The following is a 22,629-nucleotide window of genomic DNA, read 5'->3' as shown; positions in this document are numbered from 1 at the left end:
TTATCTAATATCAGAACTCTGTTATTAACCTAGCCACTGATTCCAAACATGTTTTACAATTTCACGCTCGTGGACAAATTTGCTTTCATCCACATCCGCGTCTTGATTTACTAAATTGCGGTGATGGATTTGATCTCGCATCGCCGTATAAGCATGAGTTAATGCCATCGCTTGTTCTTCATCCAGCACCCCCTGAATCAACAATGACTCAAAGATACGCACGTTATCAGACCATCGGGTCAACTTAGGCTGTTGATGGCTAAAACGTAAGACCAAGTACTGAGCCAAAAATTCAATATCCGTAATACCGCCTTCATCTTGTTTTATCATGAAACGGCCGGGCTTTTTGCCGCCGAGGTGATCGCGCATTTTTATACGCATATCAACCACCTCCTGCTTGAGTTTTGCTTCTTCTCTCGGCATAGACAAAATGTCATGGCGAATCTTGTCAAAGGCTTGCAGCAAAGGAGCATCACCATAAATCATGCGAGCTCTGACCAACGCCTGATGTTCCCAAGTCCACGCATCATTGCGCTGGTACTCTTCAAAAGCTTCTGTTGGACTGACAAGCAACCCAGAAGCGCCAGACGGTCTTAAACGTGTGTCGACCTCATATAGTATTCCAGAAGCGGTCCGCACAGAGAATATATGAACGATACGTTGAGCTAAACGCAGATAAAACTGACGACCATCTATCTCTTTAACACCATCAGTGTAGGCACTAACTGGACAGTCGTGCATAAAAACAATATCGAGATCAGAGTTATAGCCAAGTTCCCAACCACCGACTTTGCCATAACCAATCACGCCAAACCCTTTCCCTTCACGATCTTTTAAATGGGTCGGCTCACCGTATTTCGCAGTCACCTGCAACCAAGCTTGATTGACCACAGCGTCAACAATCGCTTCAGCAAGATAAGTTAAGTGGTCACTCACTTTCATCACTGGCAAAACATCTGCGATATCAGCGGCAGCAATCTTCAAAATACATATTTGCTTAAACTGACGCAGCGCTTCCATCTGCTGTTCCATATCATCTTCTGGAATACGTGCGAGAAAATCTCTCAGCTCTGTTTTGTAACTTTCCAAAGGAATCGGATTATAGAGATGTTGTGGATCAATCAACTCATCAAGAAGAATCGGGTAACGAGCCAGTTGTTCAGAGATCATCGAACTCGCGGTACACAGACGTACCAACTGCACCAGCGCAGCAGGGTGTTCATCGAGCAGTTCTAAATAAGTAGTACGAGTAGCAATGCTGTGCAACAAAGACAATACTCTTGATAATCCAAACTTTGCCTCAGGGTGATTGAAAATCGCTTGATACACCTTTGGCATCAAACGGTTAAGCACCTCTCTTCCGCGAGGACCTATGGTGCGTTTCGCTAAGTCCTCTTTGAAGCCGATGATGGTATCAACGATTTCGGCTCCATCTTGCATAGCGAGTTCATTCTCAACAATGCTTTCTATCAACTCGCGGTTATGGCTCATGTCCCACAATTCGTGGAAGTGAGCAGCAAGCGTATTTTCGTCTTGTTCATCCTCTTCACCAATCAGAGCTGCAAACACCACATGCACATTCGCCATCTGATGTTTTATCTGGGCGTTGAGTTGCTCCCAAGATTCATAGCCCATAGCAAAAGCCAGTCTCAACTGGTCGTCCGCTTTGTCAGGCAAGGTTTGAGTTTGTTTATCTGCTAATGCTTGAAGAAGATTTTCAAGACGACGCAAGAAGTAATACGCTTCGGTTAACTGTGCAACTTCCTTTCTTTCCAACAATTGCAACTCATCAATAGCTTGCAACGTTTCGAGTAATCCTCGGTGACGCAGGCTCGGCTCTCTTCCGCCCCGAATCAGTTGAAATACTTGGGCAATAAATTCAATTTCTCGAATGCCACCAGCTCCCAACTTAATGTTGTTACTGAGCCCTCTACGACGAACTTCACTGCTGATCATCGACTTCATTCGACGCAGTGATTGAATCGCGCTGAAATCAATGTAGCGACGAAAGACAAACGGACGCAGCATTTGGCGCAGCTCTTGATACTGAGAATACATCTCGCGCCCCATAACGCGCGCTTTGACCATTGCGTAACGTTCCCAGTCTCTGCCCTGCTCCTGATAGTAATCTTCAAGTGCTGCGTAACTCATCACCAACGGGCCACTTTCACCAAAAGGACGTAATCTCATATCCACCCGATAACAGAAACCATCGAAGGTCTGTTGATCGAGCATTTTAATGATCCGTTGACCTAGGCGAGTGAAAAACTGAGCATTAGCAATACTTCGACGCTGCCCCTGCGTCTCTCCATTCTCTGGATAGGTGAAAATCAAATCGATGTCGGAAGAGAAATTCAGCTCACCACCACCGAGTTTACCCATACCCATGATCAACATCGGCTGAGCCTCACCTTGAGCGTTACATGGCGTACCCCACTCTTGGCAACAGGCTTTGTATTGCCATTGGTAAGTTTCGAATATCAGAGCTTCCGCCAATTGCGATAAATGCTCTAGGCTCTCATTCAATGTCCAGGTACGTAAAAAATCACGCCAGGCGATATAAACCATCTCTTGATTGCGGAACTGACGCAAAATACGTAAACCACTTGTTTCATCTTCACAGGCGGAAAGCTGCTCAAAAAGATGCTCTCGATACGATTCACAACGCGAGTTTTCGCTGAGTATCTCAGGCAGAGCACGACACAAAGCGTCGTCACGCATCAGCGTTTCATGGACAAACTTGCTCAACCCGATAACGGTTTTTAGCTGAGCTTGTAGATCGCTATTCCATTGAGCAATCACTGGCTGCTGTTCTAGCAAGTGGCTGAACTGTTGACTCGCATAATCTTCAAGAAGAGATGGCAATGGCATGATATGTCCTTGTTGATGCTGGTAGCCCGAAGAAAGATGATGTAACTATACCCAAACTCATTGAAGGGTATATCAAAATTAGTGTAATAAAAAACGCCCACAATCGAATTGTGGGCGTTTATGCATGACTTCTTGATGCCAGAAAGAATTAAACTTTAAATTCAGTGATTTTGCTGTCTAATACTTGTGCATTTGCCTGCATCACTTCCGAGGTTTCAAGCAGCTCAGTAACAACGGTAACCGATGCTTCAACCAGCTCTCTCACGTTAGTTAAGTTCTGGTCCATCTCTTCTGCAACACTGCTTTGTTGGCCCGCTGCTGTAGCAATTTGGAAGTTCATATCGTTAATTTGCTGAACTTGAGCCACGATACCGTCAAGCTCGGTTCCCGCATTAGTCACCAGCTCAACGCCTTCAGCAACCTCAACAACACTCTTTTCCATCAACTCTACCGCTGAATTCGCACTGCTTTGCAGTTGTGAAATCATGTCTTGAATTTCTACCGTTGCCGTTTGAGTACGCTGGGCTAGATTGCGAACTTCATCAGCAACGACAGCGAAACCACGTCCAGCTTCACCAGCACGAGCCGCTTCAATCGCCGCGTTAAGTGCCAATAGGTTTGTTTGTTCAGAGATGCTTTGGATAGTACCAACAACACTGCTGATTGACTCAACACGCTCTTCAACTTGATTTACAGCCTGAGCAGATTTAGAGATATCTTTAGATAGCTCACTCATTTTACCTACGGTGCTTTTTACAAATCGTTGGCCAGTCTGAGCTTGTTTAGAGGCGTCTTCAGTTAACGAAGAAGCACTTTGCGCATGTCCTGCCACGGTTTGCACCGTTGAAGACATTTCACTCATAGCTGTCGCTAGCTGGTCGATTTCATTGAACTCTTCTTGGGCTGACTCTTTGGTTTCAGACATGCTCAATGTCATGATTTCCGTCATAGCCGTAAGTTCTTGTGAAGCATCGACCTGAGCAAGAATCAATTCTTTCAGTTGAAGACGTGTTTTTTCCAGCTCTTTCGCTAGTTCGCCGTACTCATCTTTACAGTCCATTTCGATAACTTCAGATAAGTCACGACGTGCCATCTGTTTGATCGAGTCACTAAGATAATGTGTTTGACGCAGCATGATACGTGCTGCAAAAAGAAGCAATACGACAAATACAGCTATCATCAAACCGGTTTGCCAAACCACTTGCACAATGTAGTCGTCATAATGTTTCTGTGCGACTTCTACATTTTGAGTTGCCGCCAAAAGAGCATTATAAAAGGTGTGAGCATCCCAAAGCTGCTTACCGATGATCAGAAAAGTACTGAACACCATCAGCATTACCATCTTAGGAACAAGGCGAACATTCGTTATTACTCGTTCCCATGGCTTAAATGCCATTGTTGTCATTGTCATGCCTCCACAATGTCTTATATATTGAAAATCACTTATTAATCACTAATACAGTGAAAAAATCTTCACGCACTTTGAATTATTTCGAGCCTCGTATGAAAAAAGATAGTATCAAAGATGAAACGAAACCTATGGGATTGTTATCACTCATTTTGTCTTTCTTAGCTCTATTTGTGATCTCAGGCTTACTATTTTTTCCAATAGAGCCAGAAATGCGCCATTTGTTTATCGGCCTAGACTTTCTTATATGTAGTATTTTCATCCTACAACTTAGCGTAGATTTGATCCGCTCGACAGATCGGGTGCAATTTATGAAACGACACTGGATCGATTTTCTTGCCAGTATTCCTATGATCGAGCCTCTGCGTTACGCGCGCATCTTTCACATTCTAAGAATTATTTTAGTTGTTCGTTCAGGAAGAGCGATCGCCAAACAGCTACTTTCGAATCGAAGAGAAACCACTATAGCGTCCATATTATTGCTGTTAGTTTTGATGATAACGCTGGGTTCAAGCTTTATGCTCTTTTTCGAAACCAAAGATCCGCATGCAAATATTCAATCCGGTGGTGATGCTTTGTGGTGGGCATTAGTGACCATTTCAACCGTAGGTTATGGTGACCATTATCCAGTCACTACGGCAGGACGTTTGATCGCGACAGCAATGATTCTGTGCGGCGTGGGGATCTTCGGTATGATTTCAGGTTTGATCACGTCACTGCTTACCTCTCCTGATAAAAAGCAGCTCTTAAATGCGCAGAGAGAACAGCAGATGCTGCATCAGATAGTTGTTCAGCAAAATGAAATTTTGCGCCGGATTGGAGAGCTGGAAAACAAACCAGATAATCCGCCACAAAGTAAACCAACGAAATAGAAAACAAAAAGGGATACTCACAAGTATCCCTGATTTCAAAACTCAGTGTCTTAGCTAGTCACGCCAGTAAGGATGAGCTTCTACGCCTATAATTCGAGTCTGCTCCATGGCATGTAAAATCGAATTCTCTTGGCGAATCAACCAACGTTGTAGCTGCTCTTTTTCCTCACCTTCGAGCTTCTCAACAAACGGTTCTAACGTTCTTAAGGTTAACAAATCGTCGATACCGTGTAGCAAATCCGCCCAAGGCATGCGGAAAGAATTACGTTCTTCAGCATCGTACAAACTTGCGAAACCAATTCCGGTATAAAGATTTCTCATCAAACGATACTGCTGATCAATATACTCTTGGCTACTCAAATGATGCTCTGGCGGGAACGACTCGATCAGTTCAGCCCAAGTTCGATCCAACTGCTTGGCAGAGAATCGAAGGATGTTGGTCGCCATTTTTTCACGCGCTTTTTCATCGAGAAACGGCTGCCATCCGCGAGTCAGGATCCAACGGCTCAAATCAAGCAACAAACCGGTATAACGAGCAGAGTTGAGCAAACGTAGGTTTTCTTCCCGTTGAGGCAAGTTATCTTGCTGCTCTTTCAGTTCAGCAATTAAAAACTTACGGGCATCCAGTTTGCGCAGCGCATAACCTTTGTCTTCAAGAAGATCATCAAGATAGTCGTAAGACTTCAACCAGCTCAGCTCTTCTTCCAACCACTTCAGTTCCTGGCGCAAAATCGCACTTGCTCGACGAGGAACAACGCCACCGTAGATGCTTAGAATCTGGCGAATAAAACGAATACTGTTACTAATTTCATGCAATGCAGGGATGGAATCACGCTCTGTATAGATTTGCTCATGGTAGTGCCAATGAGAAAGCGCATGTTCCAGTGAGTTAATCAAACAATACTCAACCGTGTCTTGATTACTGGTATTCACTAAACTTAGTGGTTTAACTTCATCGCCTTGATAATCGGCGGCCAGACGATAACCTCTTGCGGCTTTACTCAAGTTACCTAGACGCATACCACCGTTATCGCAGAACTGGCGAGCCAAGGTAAACAACGCATCGGTTTGCCCAGACTTGAGTTCTAACTCCACTTCGCAAATTGGATACTCTTTGTCACCCGCGACCACTAAACCTTGGTCAAAAGCGACTTCAACCTGACTACCGTCCTGCATGCCGATTAACCATTGTTCACGAGTAAAATTAGTAGAGAAGAGCGCGCTAAGCTCAGATTGCAGAACGTCAACCTCTTTACCTTGAGGCCAAATATCAGCAGGGTGAAGCGATAGTTCAGGTTCGTTGCTCTGATGTTCAGCATTGAATTCCGGTCTTTGATGTAAGCCAGCAACGACGCGTCCTGCGGTCTTGACTGTTTGGACATACACATCATCGAAACGTCGGATTCTTAACCCAATATCGTGTTGACGTAACCAGTTATCAGGAGTATCAAAATACGTATTACCTAACTCTCGACAACTGTGCTGAAGTACTTTTGTATCAGAAATCTTTTGACGTAAAATCTCTGAAAACTCTGGTGACACAAAAAACTTCAGTTCTATCTCGGTTTCCATATTTAACCCTTTCAAAGCAGATACCGAAAGGATATTGCCTAAAACGCGGCTGAGCAAGAGTGAAATATAGAGCGTTTGATGATCTAAAACAGTTTTCATGACACTGTTAATGGGTTAACATGCGCGCCTTTATAGCCATCGCTCAACATTTAGCCATACAATGGTGTATGTTTTTTTAAGGTTATAGTTATTAGGTTGAATGACCATGCCAGTAAATACAATTATGGGGTTATTTGCAAAGTCCCCTATAAAGCCTTTGCAACGACACGTAGTGTGTGTGAATGAATGCTGTTCTTATCTAGTGCCTTTCTTTGAAGTTTGTGCGACTGGAGACTGGGAAAAAGCATCTGAGATCCGCGCACAGATTTCTCATTTAGAGAAAGAAGCTGACGTGTTAAAGCGCGAAATTCGCCTTAAACTTCCTCGTGGTTTGTTTATGCCTGTAGACCGTACAGACATGCTCGAACTTCTTACTCAGCAAGATAAACTTGCGAACCTAGCAAAAGACATTTCTGGTCGTGTTGTTGGTCGTGAGCTTATTATTCCTGAACCTCTTCAAGCTGACTTTATTATCTATGTGAAACGTTGCTTAGATGCAGCGGATCAAGCACAGAAAGTTATCAACGAGCTAGACGAATTGTTAGAGACTGGTTTCAAAGGCCGTGAAGTAACACTCGTTGCTGAAATGATTAATCAATTGGATGAAATCGAAGACGATACTGACACCATTCAGATACGTCTACGTCAAAAGCTGAGAACCCTAGAATCTTCGCTTAATCCGATTGACGTAATGTTCTTATACAAGATTTTTGAATGGGTTGGCGGTATCGCTGATCAGGCGCAGCGCGTTGGTGCACGTCTAGAAGTGATGCTTTCTCGCTCATAAATTTAAAGTTAACCAAATAACTAAGAGCTATTTTATACAACTGAAGTAAGCGTTAAGTTTTTATCGCCAACGGTGTAAATTCGTGCCTAAAAACACGAAAAAATAGTTCCGCTTGTTATAAACAACTAGGTATAAAGATGGATATCATTGCTAACTACGGCACTGTCCTGATTATTGTTGCTGCCATTTTTGGTTTCTTAATGGCTATCGGTATTGGTGCAAACGACGTTGCGAACGCAATGGGAACATCAGTTGGTTCTAAAGCTCTAACCGTTAAACAAGCGATTCTTATCGCGATGGTGTTCGAATTTGCAGGTGCTTACTTAGCCGGTGGTGAAGTAACTGACACAATCCGCAAAGGCGTGATTGATACATCGCTATTTGCTAGTCATCCTGACGTTCTTATTTACGGCATGATGTCAGCTCTGTTAGCTGCGGGCACTTGGTTGCTGCTTGCTTCTTATATGGGCTGGCCAGTATCAACCACTCACTCAATCATCGGTGCAATCATCGGTTTCGCGTGTGTATCTTTCGGTACAGAAGCGGTGGATTGGGGATCAGTGAAAGGTATTGTTGGTAGCTGGATTGTTACCCCTCTAATTTCCGGTATCTTTGCATATTTCATATTCATCAGTGCACAACGACTGATTTTCGATACAGAAAAGCCGCTTCTCAATGCTAAGCGCTTTGTTCCTGTGTACATGTTCATCACAACGATGGTAATTGCACTTGTAACGATCAAAAAAGGTCTTAAACACGTTGGTTTACACCTTTCAAGCACAGAAGCTTGGCTATGGTCTGCTGGCGTATCAGCGGTAGTGATGGTTGGTGGCTACCTGTACATTCAGAAGAAATTTGCAAACCGCGAAGACGACCACAGTTTTTCTGGCGTAGAGAGTATCTTCAGCGTCTTGATGGTAATCACAGCTTGTGCAATGGCATTTGCTCACGGTTCAAACGACGTTGCTAACGCGATCGGCCCACTGTCTGCGGTTGTTTCTACTATTGAGCACATGGGTGAAGTTGCAGCGAAAAGCACTATCGCTTGGTGGATTCTGCCTCTAGGTGGTTTCGGTATTGTTGTTGGCCTTGCTACTATGGGTCACAAAGTAATGGCAACCGTTGGTACAGGTATTACAGAACTAACACCTAGCCGTGGTTTCGCAGCTCAGCTTGCAACAGCGTCTACAGTAGTATTAGCGTCTGGTACTGGTCTGCCGATTTCAACGACTCAGACACTTGTTGGTGCGGTTCTGGGTGTAGGTTTTGCGCGCGGTATCGCAGCACTTAACCTAGGTGTTGTACGTAACATCGTAGCTTCTTGGATTGTAACGCTGCCAGCTGGTGCTTTATTGGCTGTTGTGTTCTTCTACGCTATTCAAGGCGTTTTCGCTTAATTTATTAAGTCAGCGCTTTGTTAAGGTGATGTCATTATTGACTCAAACGCACATAAAGGGAGGCTTTGCCTCCCTTCTTTGTTGCACGCGAATAAGAAACTTTTTACTATTTGCCACATGAGTGTAAAGCTACATTTTATAACTAAGGGATTTACCGTGAAAAAACTTATCTGCATGGTGTTATTTTCCATGTTAGCAAGCCCAGCGTTTGCACAAGACCGTTACATCGCCGATAAGCTGTTTACTTATATGCATTCTGGTCCAAGCAACCAATATCGTATTATCGGCAGCATTGACGCAGGTGAGAAAGTTCAGCTAGTTTCAACCAATAAAGAATCCGACTATAGCGAAGTTGTAGACTCTCGCGGTAGAAGGGGTTGGGTGGAGAGCCGTTTTGTGACTCGCGATATCAGTATGGCAGTGCGTTTACCACAACTTGAAAAAGAGTTGGCTCAGGTAAAATCACAACTAGCGAATGCACGCCAAAGTGCAGATTCTGAAAAAGCTGGTTTGGTTGAATCTTTGGATGTTCGCAACCAACAAATTGCACAATTGGAACAAAACTACGGTGAAATCAGCAAGCAGCTAACAGCGTCTCAAACTGAGATTCGTGAATTACGTGCAAAACTGGATACACAGAAAGAAGACTTACTACTGAAATACTTCACTTATGGTGGTGGTGTTGCAGGTATCGGTTTACTGCTGGGTCTCATTCTTCCGCACATTATTCCACGACGTAAGCGCAACCCTGCAGGTTGGGCGTAAACGCTCTCAAATTGAAAAAGGTCACTCGCTAGTGACCTTTTTTGTTTACGCTGACCAGTGCTGACTGAGAGGCAGTAAAACCTATCCTTGCCAGTGGTAGAGCGCAGGAATTTCTATCAACTGTTGCTCGAACTGCACCAGTGTTGTTTGAGGGTTAATTTCTACCAACATCACACCATCTGACAACATATCCCCTTCGTGATATTCCACACCATTCATTTTTATCCAGCGTTTACTTTCAGAGCTAGCATAAACGTGGGTCTGAAAATCCATCGCGGGTAATTGACCTGAGTACTTATCAGCATTTTGCACCAAGGATATCGCTCTTGAGTGACTGCTTTTCGAAGCTGTGCCACTGCTTTTTATTGCAGACTCTACCCTCATCGCAAGCGCAGGAGATAAACCACTCAGATCCAGTTGTTCGAGATTTAACGGGGCATTCTCTTTCTGCACTGAAGTTGAGGACGCTGATGTTTGATCGGCTGTCGTTTCATTGGTTTGCTTAATATCGAATGATGGAGCGTCTTCCGTTTCAGCTAAAACCTGTTCAGTTTGAGCAGGAATGAGATAGGTACTTTTTAACTCTGTAAACTCAGGGTAAGGCAGAAACTCAGCAGGTGCTGGAATTTGTTCCACTAGCGCAGGCTGGTTCATTACTTGCCTGATATTCTGTTGCTGAAGTTGATAACTTTGATAGCTCAGCAGCGATACAGTTACTGCACTCGGCACAATCAGCAATAAGCTGTGATACCAACGGAAAAGCTGGGGCTTCTCGGCTGAGATAGTCGCAGAGCTATACCCATGAGTCATACTATTAGACTGGTAACCTTGGTGTGACGATTTCAACGCATTCATTACTTGCGACATTATGCACCTCCTACCAAGTGTAACGAACCGAGTTTAGGAGCGTCCAGTTTAGGTGCATCTTGCTGAGTAAGCAGTTCTAGACGACGCAGAGTTTGCTCCCCCGCGATGCCATCCACATACATATTCTGCCAACGCTGGAATAAGGAAACCTTACGCTTTACTTCGTCATCAAACACTTGTGTTTCCCGTTCAGGCTCGCCCAGAATTTGCGATAACTTGCGGTCAAGAAGAGCTATTTCCTGCCCTTTCATTCCGCTCTTTAAGGTTTGTTTAAAACTGGCTTGCCAAGTTAGATGAAACTCACCATTCCACAACGGAGATATCCACTGTTTATCAATACGTATATGTTCACCATTCACCAGAAGCTCCAGCTCATCTCCATTTAAGCGATACAACACTGCGTAACTCGGCTTGTTATCAACCTCAAGCGTTAACACCACCGGCATATTGAGCTGAGAGAGAGTCTGCCAGTCACCTTGACTTGGCATGCATTGCAAAAGCGATGAGCTATCCGACTGACAAAAGGTATCTGTTACTGATGCCTTATATCCCCATACCGCATAAAGAGCACGCAGAGCACTGCTTAGGTCCTCAGATTGAATGAGAACCTCTTCTACTTGTTTTGGGAATACCGTTTCTTGCAGCGCTGGTTTTGCTTCTGGCAGAGGCCAATGATGAGCCACCTGCTCATTGATGATAGGTGAAAACCAATACGCACTTGCGGCAGCTAAAGAAAGGCCGATTAAACTGCACGTCACAGCAACGAAAGGGAAACGCGGAGAAGAAGGTTTTGCATCCGAGCGCTGGTAGACCGTTGATTGAAAGCTCATCACTTGCTGGCAAGCCCATTTTACTCGCTCTAAACCGAGTTCTTTTTCACCAGCTTTAAATGCACCTTTCAAGCTGTTGTCACAGACTAAATTAATAAGCCGCGGAATTCCGTGGGTTTCACGAGCAATCCACTTGGCGCATTTGTTAGAGAACAAATTCCCATCGCCACCCGCTTGCTGCAGGCGAAAACGTATGTAATGAGCCGTTTCGACTTCATCGAGAGGTAGCAGATGATATCGACCAGTAATTCGCTGTGCTAGCTGGCGAAGCTGAGGCAATTGAAGTTTCTGTTGCAGTTCAGGCTGACCTATGAGTAACACCTTCAACAGCTTTCGGCTGTCCGTTTCTAGATTGGTCAGCAGTCTTAGTTGTTCTAACACATCAGGTGCAAGGTGCTGTGCTTCATCGATAATCAGCAGGACCTGAATACCGTCGGCGTGCTTTTCCAAAAGAAATTGGTTAAGAGCCTGACTGAGTTTTTTGAGCGTCGTTTTTTTCCCGTAACTAACGGAAAATTCATCACAAATGGCTTCCAGTAGCTCTTGCTCTAAAAAGGTTGGATTAAGAATAAATCCAGCTTGAGTATTGGCAGGCAAATTATCCAGAATCGCTTTCGCTACGGTCGTTTTCCCCGTACCAACCTCGCCAGTCAACATGGCAAAACCACCACCGTCACCCAATCCTTCTTGCAGATGGGAAATAGCCTCTTGGTGACGTTGACTTAAATACAAATAGCGAGAATTCGGCACAATTGAGAAAGGTAACTCAGCTAAACCGAAAAATTGTTGATACATACCCCTGCCTCTATCAAAGTGATTAAGCGCAAAGTATCATTGCCACTGATGATTATCCAATGACATTAATGATTTTTGAGGCGGTTTAGTGCAAGTTTACCTAGTTGGCGGCGCCGTTCGCGACAAACTACTCGACATTCCGGTTTACGATAAGGACTGGGTTGTGGTGGGAAGTAGTCCTGATGAAATGTTAAGCCAAGGCTTTACCGCCGTTGGCAAAGAATTTCCTGTCTTCTTGCACCCTAAAACCAAGCAAGAATATGCGCTTGCCCGTACCGAGCGAAAATCAGGTGCCGGCTACACAGGCTTCGAATGTCACTTTGCACCAGATGTTACGTTGGAAGAAGATCTGATCAGACGCGATCTCACGATTAATGCGATGGCACAAGCTGAAGATGGCACACTTATCGATCCTTATGGCGGACAGCGTGATCTTAATGATCGCATTCTACGTCATGTATCCGACGCCTTTATTGAAGATCCTCTTCGTGTTCTACGCTTAGCCCGATTCGCAGCAAAACTTTCTCATCTTGGCTTTACGGTTGCAGAAGAAACCATGACTCTTATGGCTCAAATCACGAGTAGTGGCGAGCTTGAGCATTTAACCGCAGAACGTGTATGGCAGGAGTGGCATAAATCCCTCTCAACTCAGAATCCTGAAGTATTTCTTTCTGTACTGAGAGATTGTGGCGCGTTAAAGGTAGTACTTCCTGAACTCGATCGTCTGTTTGGTGTTCCTCAACCGGAAAAGTGGCATCCAGAAATTGATACAGGTATTCATACACTTATGGTAGCGAAGCAAGCTGCTCAGATCTCTTCGTCTCTGACAGTGCGATTTGCCGCGCAAGTGCATGATTTAGGTAAAGGCGTCACACCAGAGTCTGAATGGCCAAGCCATAAAATGCATTGCCATACAGGCATTAAAATCATCAAGAAACTGTGCGAACGAGTACGCGTGCCGAATGAATTTAAAGAACTGGCGCTATTGGTTTGTGAGCAGCACTCAAACGTCCACAGAGCGGCAGAGCTGAAAGCCAGTACCAAACTCAAAATTCTCAATAAACTCGACGTATGGCGAAAGCCAGAGCGTTTAGAAGAAGTGTTACTTTGTTGTCAGGCAGACCATTCAGGTCGTTTAGGTTGTGAAGAGAATCCTTACCCTCAAAAAGCAATATTTGAAGCTGCGTATCAAGCCGCACTCAGTATCGATGTGAAGGATATTATTGCCGATGGCTTTCAGGGCAAAGCGATTCGTGATGAATTAGAGAAAAGACGGATTGAGGCGATTTCGTCTTTGATTAGCGGGAAGGAATAGGAATACTTCCGCAAACCGTTCAAGACATCCATGTGCACTTAAACAAGGGCATCCATGCCCTTGTATGTTTGCTCCAGCATACCTATTCCCCCTTCAGCAAAATAATTCAGAACAGGTAGTTTCTGAAAATGTATAAGGAAGGTCAGTAAGTATCGATAAACAAACCTTATTTGCCATGGATGGCAAATTGGAGCTTCATGGATGAATTAATGCGTGTTTGTGTTCGATACTTACTTACCTTATCACCCGAGCCCCAAGTAAAAATCCACCTGCATAGCAGGTGGCTTTGAATAGCCCCCTATAAGGGGGCTCACTGTTAGTTCTCTAACCCTAAAAGCATTTGGCGCGCTTCTTCTTCCTTTCCCACACGATCTTGGTGCCTGACATATCTTCGAATAATTTCCTCGTTCATTCCTACCGAATCAACAAAGTAACCTCGCTGCCAGAAATGATTTCCCCAAAGCTTTTTCTTTCTCAAATACGGAAATTTATTAAATAAGCGTATCGCTGTACGTCCTTTCACAAACCCCATGTAACTTGAAATACTTAAGCTTGGAGGGAGCCTTACGACTAGATGCACATGATCTACCTGCACATTCAATTCGACCACCCTACAATTTTTCATATTGCTGTATACATAGATACTTTTGTATAACTCTTTGCCTATGTTGCCATTAAGGATTTTCAGCCTGTATTTGGGCGTCCAAACTATGTGATACTGACATCTATAGTAAACGTGTGAGCTTGAATCATATCTGCTCATGTTCTTTATCTCCTTGATTTGCTGGTTACAAACACTGGATATATTGAACATGAGCGTTCTTCGGGCATAGCCCAAAGGAACGATCACCACCTTCATAGAAGGTGGTTTAGGGTTAGAAAACAAAAAAACGCCCCACCGAAGTGGAGCGTTTCTAAAAGCTTTAAAGCTAAACTTTACTCAATTAAGAATTAAGCTTGGCCTTTAACTTCTTTAAGACCGCTTCTTGTAACAAGAAAGGGGAGCACGACCAGCTAGCGCTTCTTCGATACGGATAAGTTGGTTGCTTTCTTTTAGGTATAGCAGCAACACGGTCAGAACGGCTCATCGCTCTTAATCACCCGTATTAAAACAAAAACCCCCGCCGAAGCGAGGGTTTCAAAGTTTATATAACCAATATTAACTCAACTAAGAATTAAGCTTGGCCTTTAACTTCTTTAAGACCGTTGAAAGGAGCACGACCAGCTAGTGCTTCTTCGATACGGATAAGTTGGTTGTACTTAGCAACACGGTCAGAACGGCTCATAGAACCAGTTTTGATTTGACCTGCAGCTGTACCTACCGCTAGGTCAGCGATAGTTGCATCTTCAGTTTCGCCAGAACGGTGAGAGATTACTGCAGTGTAACCTGCATCTTTAGCCATCTTGATTGCAGCTAGAGTCTCAGTTAGAGAACCGATTTGGTTGAACTTGATAAGGATAGAGTTAGCAATGCCTTTCTCGATACCTTGAGCAAGAATCTTAGTGTTAGTTACGAATAGATCGTCACCAACAAGTTGGATCTTGTCGCCTAGAAGTTGAGTTTGGTGTGCGAAACCATCCCAATCAGACTCGTCTAGACCATCTTCGATAGAAACGATAGGGAATTTCTCAACTAGACCAGCTAGGTAGTGGTTGAACTCTTCAGAAGAGAAAGTTTTACCTTCGCCTTTCATGTTGTAGATGCCAGCGTCTTTGTCGTAGAACTCAGATGCTGCACAGTCCATAGCTAGAGTGATGTCTTTACCTAGAACGTAACCAGCAGCAGCAACTGCTTCTGCGATAACTTCTAGCGCTTCAGCGTTAGATTTTAGGTTAGGAGCGAAACCACCTTCGTCACCAACTGCAGTGTTGTAACCTTTAGACTTAAGAACTTTAGCTAGGTTGTGGAATACTTCCGCACCCATACGTACAGCTTCTTTAAGAGTTGCAGCACCAACTGGTTGAATCATGAATTCTTGGATATCAACGTTGTTATCTGCGTGCTCACCACCGTTGATGATGTTCATCATTGGTAGAGGCATAGAGAATTGACCTGCAGTGCCGTTTAGCTCAGCGATGTGCTCGTATAGAGGCATGCCTTTAGCTGCTGCTGCTGCTTTAGCGTTTGCTAGAGATACAGCTAGGATTGCGTTAGCACCGAAGTTAGATTTGTTTTCAGTACCATCTAGGTCGATCATGATTTGGTCAATAGCAGCTTGGTCTTTAGCATCTTTACCAACTAGAGCGTCAGCGATAGGACCATTTACAGCAGCGATTGCTTTAAGAACACCTTTACCTAGGAAACGTGATTTGTCGCCATCGCGTAGCTCAAGAGCTTCACGAGAACCAGTAGATGCGCCAGATGGAGCTGCCGCCATACCAACGAAACCGCCTTCTAGGTGTACTTCAGCTTCTACAGTTGGGTTACCACGTGAGTCGATGATTTCACGACCTAGAACTTTAACGATCTTAGACATTAATGTTTCCTCTCGTTGAATTTAAATGTCAAAACTATAAAGGACAGCTGCACAACTTAAAGCAACTGTCCGTATCCTTGTTACTTCTCAGATTCACCGCGTTGGAACTCACCCGCTGCTTTCACGAAACCAGCAAATAATGGGTGACCATCACGAGGGGTTGATGTGAATTCTGGGTGGAACTGCGCTGCTACAAACCATGGGTGAGCAGGGTTCTCAATCACTTCAACCAATTTCTTGTCAGCAGATAAGCCTGATACTTTTAGGCCAGCTTTTTCAATCTGCGGACGAAGATTGTTGTTTACTTCATAACGGTGACGGTGACGTTCATGGATCGTCGCGCTACCATATAGTTGGTAAGCTTTAGTACCTTTTTCTAGGTGGCATAACTGAGAACCTAGGCGCATTGTGCCGCCAAGATCAGAAGTCTCAGTACGCTCTTCAACGTTACCTTCACTATCTACCCATTCAGTAATCAAACCTACCACAGGGTACTTAGTGTTTTTGTTAAATTCTGTTGAATGTGCACCTTCCATACCAGCAACGTTACGAGCGAACTCAATAAGCGCTACTTGCATACCTAGACAGATACCTAGGTAAGGAACCTTGTTTTCACGTGCATATTGAGCAGCCATAATCTTGCCTTCAATACCACGGTCACCAAAGCCACCCGGAACCAATATTGCATCAAGACCGTGCAGAACTTCGAAACCACGAGTTTCTACGTCTTGAGAATCTACATATTTAATCGTTACATTCAAACGATTTTTTAGGCCAGCATGTTTCAGTGCTTCGTTTACTGATTTGTAAGCGTCTGGTAGTTCAATGTACTTACCAACCATACCAATGGTGACTTCACCCGTTGGATTCGCTTCTTCGTAAATAACTTGTTCCCATTCTGACAGATCAGCTTCAGGAGCATTGATACCGAAACGAGCACAAACTAAATCATCCAAGCCTTGAGATTTAACCAATTGAGGGATCTTGTAGATAGAATCTACGTCCTTCATTGAAATTACTGCTTTCTCAGAAACGTTACAGAAAAGTGCAATTTTCTTACGCTCGTTTGCTGGGATCATACGGTCGCTACGACATACTAGGATGTCTGGCTGAATACCGATAGATAGCAGTTCTTTTACAGAGTGTTGAGTTGGCTTAGTTTTCACTTCACCTGCCGCAGCAAGGTAAGGTACTAGAGTCAAATGCATGAACATTGCGTGTTCACGACCTACTTCGATTGCCAACTGACGAATCGCTTCCATGAATGGTAGAGATTCGATATCACCAACTGTGCCACCAACCTCAACGATAGCCACATCGTGACCTTCGGAGCCCGCGATTACACGGTCTTTGATAGCGTTAGTGATGTGCGGGATAACCTGAATGGTTGCACCTAGGTAATCGCCACGACGCTCTTTACGTAAAACGTCAGCATAAACACGACCAGCAGTAAAGTTATTGCGCTTGGTCATCTTAGTACGAATAAAGCGTTCGTAGTGACCAAGGTCAAGGTCTGTTTCAGCGCCATCTTCCGTGACAAACACTTCACCGTGTTGAGTAGGGCTCATTGTGCCTGGATCAACGTTGATGTAAGGGTCAAGCTTCATCATAGTCACTTTAAGACCACGAGCTTCTAAAATAGCCGCAAGCGATGCTGCTGCAATACCTTTACCTAGTGAGGATACAACCCCGCCAGTAACAAAAATATAATTTGTCGTCATGTTTAACCTGAAATTGGTTGAATGAGGGAAATGGATTTCTTCTGGACGGGACGAAACTATACCAGAACCCAATTACCGCCACAACGTGAAATCTATCACACTCAGTTTTTAATTTTTTGCTTCAAATCAAATAGCCTTATCGCAGAATGCAAACAAAGTAATTTAATTGGGTTAATTTTGTCTCAAAAGGCCGTATTCAGAACGTCATTCAAGACCTTTCTCCCGTCTTTTTACTCGCTCCCACATGCCATCTAACTCTTGCAATGAAAAGTCCGTCAAGGTTTTATCCTGCTCTCTTACTTGAGCCTCAACACCTTGAAAACGCTTTACAAATTTACGATTCGCCTTAGTTAGAGCGACCTCAGGATCTTTCTTGAGGTGACGGACTAAATTCACCGTGGCAAACAGCAAATCCCCCAGCTCCTCTTCGACTCTTTGCTCATCAACATCGATATTGATGGCTTCGGCAACCACTTCTTCAATTTCTTCATGCACTTTTTCTACAACAGGGCCTAAAGTCTCCCAGTCGAATCCGTATTTTGCGCATTTTTTTTGAATCTTATTCGCTCGCGATAACGCTGGTAGCGATTGTGGTATAGAGTCTAGAATACTTTGCTCGCTTTTGCCTACTTGGGCTTTTTCGAGGGATTTTTCCTTTTCCCAATTGGCATTCAGTTCTGCTTCATCAGCAAATTTTGCATCTGAAAAAACATGAGGATGACGGCGAGTCAGCTTTTCATTCACCGTCTCCACTACATCGCGAAAATCGAATAACCCTTGTTCCTGAGCCATCTGACTGTAGAAAATCACCTGAAACAGTAAGTCACCCAGCTCTTCTTTTAAATTGGGCCAGTCTTGATTGTGAATGGCATCTACCACTTCATAGGTTTCTTCAATGGTATATGGAACAACGCTTTCAAAGGTCTGCTTCTTATCCCAAGGACACCCTGTTTCCGGGTCACGCAATTTCGCCATAATGTCGACTAACTGCTCGATTGGATGACTCATATCTGTTTCCTTATAAATAAATATCCACCAGAAAAACCAGTGGTTTAGAGATAGAAAAGAAAAAGGTAAGTGGCGAACCACTTACCTTTCATTTCAATCTGTTATTTAGAGCTAGCCAAGGCGTTTGACGAGCATAACGTCTTTCACTTGTTCTAGTCGCTTAGACACACGAGCCAAAATTTCGATGTTGTTAACCTCTAGCTCGAAATCCATGATCACGATTTGGCGTTTGTAGTCACTACGGCTCTTCATGGTAAGTACTTTCACCTTCTCATTCGCCAGCAGACTAGTAATATCTTTTAGCAAGCCCACGCGCTCCATCGCTTCCACTCGTAAGGTCAGGATGTAAGAACCCATAAATCCAGCCCCCCAAACGGTATCAATGATACGTTCTGGTGCGTGGTGACTCAGTTCTTCCAACTGCTCACAGTCGCTTCTGTGTACCGAAATGCCCCGACCTTGAGTGATATAACCTTTGATTTCATCACCCGGAATCGGCTGACAACAACGGGCTAGATGAGTCATCAGGTTATCGACGCCTTCAACCACGACGGCATCTTTTTGCGGACGATGAAGAGTTGCGGATTTCGACTCATCTCCCTTGAGCTTCTCAAGTACCAGTTTGTCTTCTTCTTCCGCAGTCGGCTTATTCACTAGTGCATTGATGTGATTAACGATCTGGTTAATACGTAAATCGCCACTGCCAACACCGACATAAAGTTCATCAGCACTGTTAACGTTAAAACGTTTCAGAGCATATTGCTCCGCATCTTTCAGCGTCGCTCCGATTTTCGCTAACTCTGTTTCTAGAATTTCGCGTCCAGCTTCAAGGTTTTTCTCACGGCTCTGTTTACGGAACCAAGCATTGATCTTCGCACGAGCTCGGCCAGAATGAACAAAGCCCGTTGCTGGGTTTAGCCAGTCACGTGACGGGTTAGGTTCTTTCGCTGTGATAATTTCAACTTGGTCACCCATTTGAAGTTTGTGGGTGAATGGCACAATACGCCCACCGACTTTGGCACCGATACAGCGATGCCCCACTTCAGAGTGAATGTGGTATGCGAAATCCAGTGGCGTTGCTCCCATTGGCAGGTCGACAACATCACCACGCGGTGTAAAGGCGTAAACTCGGTCGTCAAATACTTGGCTGCGAAGTTCATCCAACATCTCGCCGGAGTCAGACATCTCTTCTTGCCAATCAATCAGTTTACGCAGCCAAGTAATTTTCTCGTCGTAACCACTGCGACCACTGCTAGCACCTTCTTTATATTTCCAGTGCGCAGCCACCCCAAGTTCAGATTCTTCATGCATCTGCTTAGTTCGGATCTGAATCTCAATGGTTTTGCCTTCAGGACCAAGAATCACCGTATGAATCGACTGATAACCGTTGGGTTTCGGGTTCGCTACATAATCATCGAACTCACTCGGTAAATGCTTAAACTGGGTGTGAACCACACCAAGTGCGGCATAACAGTCTTGCAGCTTATCCGCGATGATACGCACGGCGCGCACATCAAACAGTTCATCAAATGCCAGATTCTTCTTCTGCATTTTGCGCCAGATACTGTAAATGTGCTTCGGACGCCCACTCACTTCAGCATTGATGTTCGATGCTTTCATTTCCGCGCTCAAGTTATCAACGAAGTCACGGATGTACTGTTCGCGAACGATACGACGCTCAGAAAGCTGTTTCGCGATCTGTTTATAAGTATCTGGTTGTTGGTAGCGGAATGCATAGTCTTCGATTTCCCACTTAAGCTGACCGATACCTAATCGGTTCGCCAGTGGTGCATAGATGTTGGCACACTCTTTTGCCGCTGAACGACGAACCTCATCCGGTTGATCTTTCACTTCACGAAGGTTACAGATTCGCTCTGCAAGCTTGATGACCACGCAACGGAAGTCATCCACCATTGCCAGCAGCATACGACGTACGTTATCGACTTGTGCTGACGCTTCACTGCCTTGCATGGTGATATTGAGTTGACCAATCGCTGCCATCTCTTCGACGCCAGCAATTAATTTAATGATCTCTTTACCGTAATGTTCTTCAACTTCTTCGCGATCCACTAAGCCACTGGTCGCAATTGGGAACAGCAACGCCGCCACCAGCGTTGGACGATCCATCGATAAAGTGATCAAAATTTCGATCATTTCGCGACCACGCCATAACAATAGCGGGCCTTTAGCGTTACCCACCAAGAAATGCTCACATTGGTGATATACCTCTGTAAGCTTTGCCGCTGTTTTGGGGTCTTGCCGTAAACTAGAAATCCACTTTTCTAGCTCAAACTGTTCGTCTGGGTTTAAGTGTGCGCTACGTACCGCGACCATCTTTTTATCCTAATTCTTATAATTTGCGAGCTATTCTACTCTGGTTAGACAACAGAAGTCCGTTACCTAACCAAGTTTTACACTTTTGCTTTTTTACTTTTTACTGTTTACAAATAGCTATATTTTTACAAATAGAGCCATTGATTCTAAATGGCTGGTATGTGGGAACATATCCAACATACTGAGTTTTTTCAGCTGATATCCCTGCTCAAGTAAGCTTTGGCTATCACGAGCAAGCGTAGCAGGATTACACGAAACATACACAACTCGCTCAGCACCTAAACTGGCAAGTTGGTCAACAATACCTACCGCGCCTGCACGTGCCGGATCAAGCAGAACCTTATTAAACTGCTGCTGTGCCCAGATTTCTCCTGCGAACTCTTGTTCAAGGTTTGCCTGATAAAATTCAACATTCGCAATCTTGTTGTGCAGAGCATTGCTTTTCGCAATCTCTACCATTTCATCCACACCTTCAATACCGACAACTTTATCGGCTAACTTTGCTAACGGCAGGCTGAAGTTACCTAAACCGCAGAACAAATCTAACACACGATCGTCTTTTTGAACGTCCAACCACTCAAGCGCCTGTTCAACCATTTCTTGGTTAACTTGCTGGTTTACCTGAATAAAATTGCTTGGCAGAAACGGGATAGTAACGCCCACTTCTTGATAGTAAGCCTGTTCACCCAGCACTTTATCCAGTTGATTAGCATTCGGCATAACATAAAGCGTTAACTGATGCTTCTGCGCGAATTCTTTTAGCGCAGCAAGATCTTTATCCGCTAAAGGCGATAAATGACGCAGTACCAATACTGAAGTATTGTCGCCTTTCACCAGTTCAACGTGACCAAGCTGTTCTGGCTTTTTGAAGCCACTGAGCAGAGCTTTCATTTCCGGTAACAACGCATTTAAGCTGGGTTCTAACACAGCACAATCCGTCACGGTGACAATTTCTTTACTCTGCTTACGGCGAAAACCGAACTGCAGTTGTTGGTTTTTCTTATCCCACATCATGCTGATACGAGCACGGCGACGGTAACCTTTATCGACACCAGAAACCGGAGCGGAAAGCGCAAGTTCTTGGCCTGCGAATTTAGTCATCAACTGGCTCAGGGTTTGCTGCTTATGTTCAATCTGAGCGTCACGCGACAGATGCTGCAAATCACAACCACCGCACTGAGCATAATGAGGACAGAAAGGTACAGTGCGCTGCTGGCTTGGCTTAAGCACTTTAATCAGCTTTGCGCGTGCAAACTTACTTTTACTTTCCGTCAGCTGAATTAGCACTTCTTCATCCGCTAATGCGCCATCGATAAAGACGGGTTTCTTATCCAGATAGGCAATACCTGCGCCTAAATGATCGAGTTTCTGAACGCTCACTGCTTGATGTTTAGTCTCTAAAGCGCTGCGCTTTTTCGGTTGGAAGAAACGTGCCATGTTCTGTGCCTAATGTATTAGTTTTTGCCCCAGCGTCACTATTCTGCTTGGGGAGCATTGTCGAAGCTAAGGTT

At 44.4% G+C, this 22,629-nt stretch carries 16 protein-coding genes; 5 read left to right on the top strand and 11 right to left on the bottom strand.

From position 1 onward, the window contains the following. Positions 1 to 24: 24 nt before the first annotated feature. Positions 25 to 2,871, bottom strand: a complete 2,847-nt coding sequence (gene glnE, locus P4S58_RS01600) for a bifunctional [glutamate--ammonia ligase]-adenylyl-L-tyrosine phosphorylase/[glutamate--ammonia-ligase] adenylyltransferase (RefSeq protein WP_102963199.1) — start codon at positions 2,869 to 2,871, stop codon at positions 25 to 27. A gap of 148 nt (positions 2,872 to 3,019) precedes the next feature. Next, entirely contained in the window at positions 3,020 to 4,276 is a 1,257-nt protein-coding gene (locus P4S58_RS01595; RefSeq protein ID WP_102963198.1) for a methyl-accepting chemotaxis protein, read from the bottom strand. A gap of 98 nt (positions 4,277 to 4,374) precedes the next feature. On the opposite strand from P4S58_RS01595, the gene P4S58_RS01590 reads away from it, so the two are divergent. Continuing rightward, a complete protein-coding gene (locus tag P4S58_RS01590) occupies positions 4,375 to 5,151 on the top strand; it encodes a potassium channel family protein (protein WP_102954077.1) in 777 nt (258 codons plus the stop codon). A 54-nt stretch (positions 5,152 to 5,205) separates the two neighbouring features. Here P4S58_RS01590 and P4S58_RS01585 read toward each other — a convergent pair whose 3' ends face one another. Beyond that, a complete protein-coding gene (locus tag P4S58_RS01585) occupies positions 5,206 to 6,723 on the bottom strand; it encodes a CYTH and CHAD domain-containing protein (protein WP_102963305.1) in 1,518 nt (505 codons plus the stop codon). 205 nt (positions 6,724 to 6,928) lie between these two features. Between P4S58_RS01585 and P4S58_RS01580 the strand changes: the two genes are divergently transcribed. The 3 genes from P4S58_RS01580 (at position 6,929) to P4S58_RS01570 (ending at position 9,771) form a co-directional block, all read left to right on the top strand. Beyond that, positions 6,929 to 7,609 carry a TIGR00153 family protein gene (locus P4S58_RS01580; protein ID WP_042484580.1) on the top strand — a complete coding sequence of 227 codons (681 nt, stop codon included), beginning with the start codon at positions 6,929 to 6,931 and terminating at the stop codon, positions 7,607 to 7,609. Positions 7,610 to 7,746: 137 nt separating this feature from the next. Beyond that, the gene (locus P4S58_RS01575) at positions 7,747 to 9,006 is read left to right on the top strand and encodes an inorganic phosphate transporter (protein WP_042484583.1); all 1,260 of its coding nucleotides are present in this window, start codon (positions 7,747 to 7,749) and stop codon (positions 9,004 to 9,006) included. A gap of 156 nt (positions 9,007 to 9,162) precedes the next feature. After that, entirely contained in the window at positions 9,163 to 9,771 is a 609-nt protein-coding gene (locus P4S58_RS01570; protein ID WP_042484586.1) for a TIGR04211 family SH3 domain-containing protein, read from the top strand. A gap of 81 nt (positions 9,772 to 9,852) precedes the next feature. Here the strand turns inward: P4S58_RS01570 and P4S58_RS01565 are convergent, their stop codons facing one another. Continuing rightward, on the bottom strand, positions 9,853 to 10,638 hold the full coding sequence (locus P4S58_RS01565; protein WP_102963197.1) for a general secretion pathway protein GspB: 786 nt from the start codon (positions 10,636 to 10,638) through the stop codon (positions 9,853 to 9,855). After that, positions 10,638 to 12,263, bottom strand: coding sequence for an ExeA family protein (locus tag P4S58_RS01560; protein WP_102963196.1), 1,626 nt, complete (start codon positions 12,261 to 12,263; stop codon positions 10,638 to 10,640). The genes P4S58_RS01565 and P4S58_RS01560 overlap by 1 nt, the downstream gene beginning before the upstream one ends. An 88-nt stretch (positions 12,264 to 12,351) precedes the next feature. On the opposite strand from P4S58_RS01560, the gene P4S58_RS01555 reads away from it, so the two are divergent. After that, positions 12,352 to 13,578 carry a multifunctional CCA addition/repair protein gene (locus P4S58_RS01555; RefSeq protein WP_102963195.1) on the top strand — a complete coding sequence of 409 codons (1,227 nt, stop codon included), beginning with the start codon at positions 12,352 to 12,354 and terminating at the stop codon, positions 13,576 to 13,578. A gap of 316 nt (positions 13,579 to 13,894) precedes the next feature. Here P4S58_RS01555 and tnpA read toward each other — a convergent pair whose 3' ends face one another. From tnpA to rlmD, 6 genes are all read right to left on the bottom strand, one after another. Continuing rightward, positions 13,895 to 14,341, bottom strand: coding sequence for an IS200/IS605 family transposase (gene tnpA / locus P4S58_RS01550; RefSeq protein WP_102967760.1), 447 nt, complete (start codon positions 14,339 to 14,341; stop codon positions 13,895 to 13,897). Positions 14,342 to 14,753: 412 nt separating this feature from the next. Continuing rightward, positions 14,754 to 16,055: a phosphopyruvate hydratase gene (gene eno / locus P4S58_RS01545; RefSeq protein WP_042484599.1), complete on the bottom strand. Its 1,302-nt coding sequence runs from the start codon at positions 16,053 to 16,055 to the stop codon at positions 14,754 to 14,756. An 80-nt stretch (positions 16,056 to 16,135) separates the two neighbouring features. After that, complete coding sequence (locus P4S58_RS01540; protein WP_042484602.1) at positions 16,136 to 17,776, bottom strand: CTP synthase; 1,641 nt, start codon at positions 17,774 to 17,776, stop codon at positions 16,136 to 16,138. Between the two features lie 204 nt (positions 17,777 to 17,980). Continuing rightward, complete coding sequence (gene mazG, locus P4S58_RS01535) at positions 17,981 to 18,784, bottom strand: nucleoside triphosphate pyrophosphohydrolase (protein ID WP_102954071.1); 804 nt, start codon at positions 18,782 to 18,784, stop codon at positions 17,981 to 17,983. Positions 18,785 to 18,895: 111 nt separating this feature from the next. Beyond that, the gene (gene relA / locus P4S58_RS01530; protein ID WP_102954070.1) at positions 18,896 to 21,118 is read right to left on the bottom strand and encodes a GTP diphosphokinase; all 2,223 of its coding nucleotides are present in this window, start codon (positions 21,116 to 21,118) and stop codon (positions 18,896 to 18,898) included. A gap of 117 nt (positions 21,119 to 21,235) precedes the next feature. Next, positions 21,236 to 22,555, bottom strand: coding sequence for a 23S rRNA (uracil(1939)-C(5))-methyltransferase RlmD (gene rlmD / locus P4S58_RS01525; RefSeq protein ID WP_102964599.1), 1,320 nt, complete (start codon positions 22,553 to 22,555; stop codon positions 21,236 to 21,238). Positions 22,556 to 22,629 lie beyond the last annotated feature (74 nt).

Source organism: Vibrio sp. Hal054, from assembly GCF_037162405.1.
Taxonomy (GTDB): Bacteria; Pseudomonadota; Gammaproteobacteria; order Enterobacterales; family Vibrionaceae; genus Vibrio; species Vibrio diazotrophicus.
Note: the sequence above shows the minus strand (reverse complement) of the source record. Positions and strands in the feature narration are given on the sequence as shown.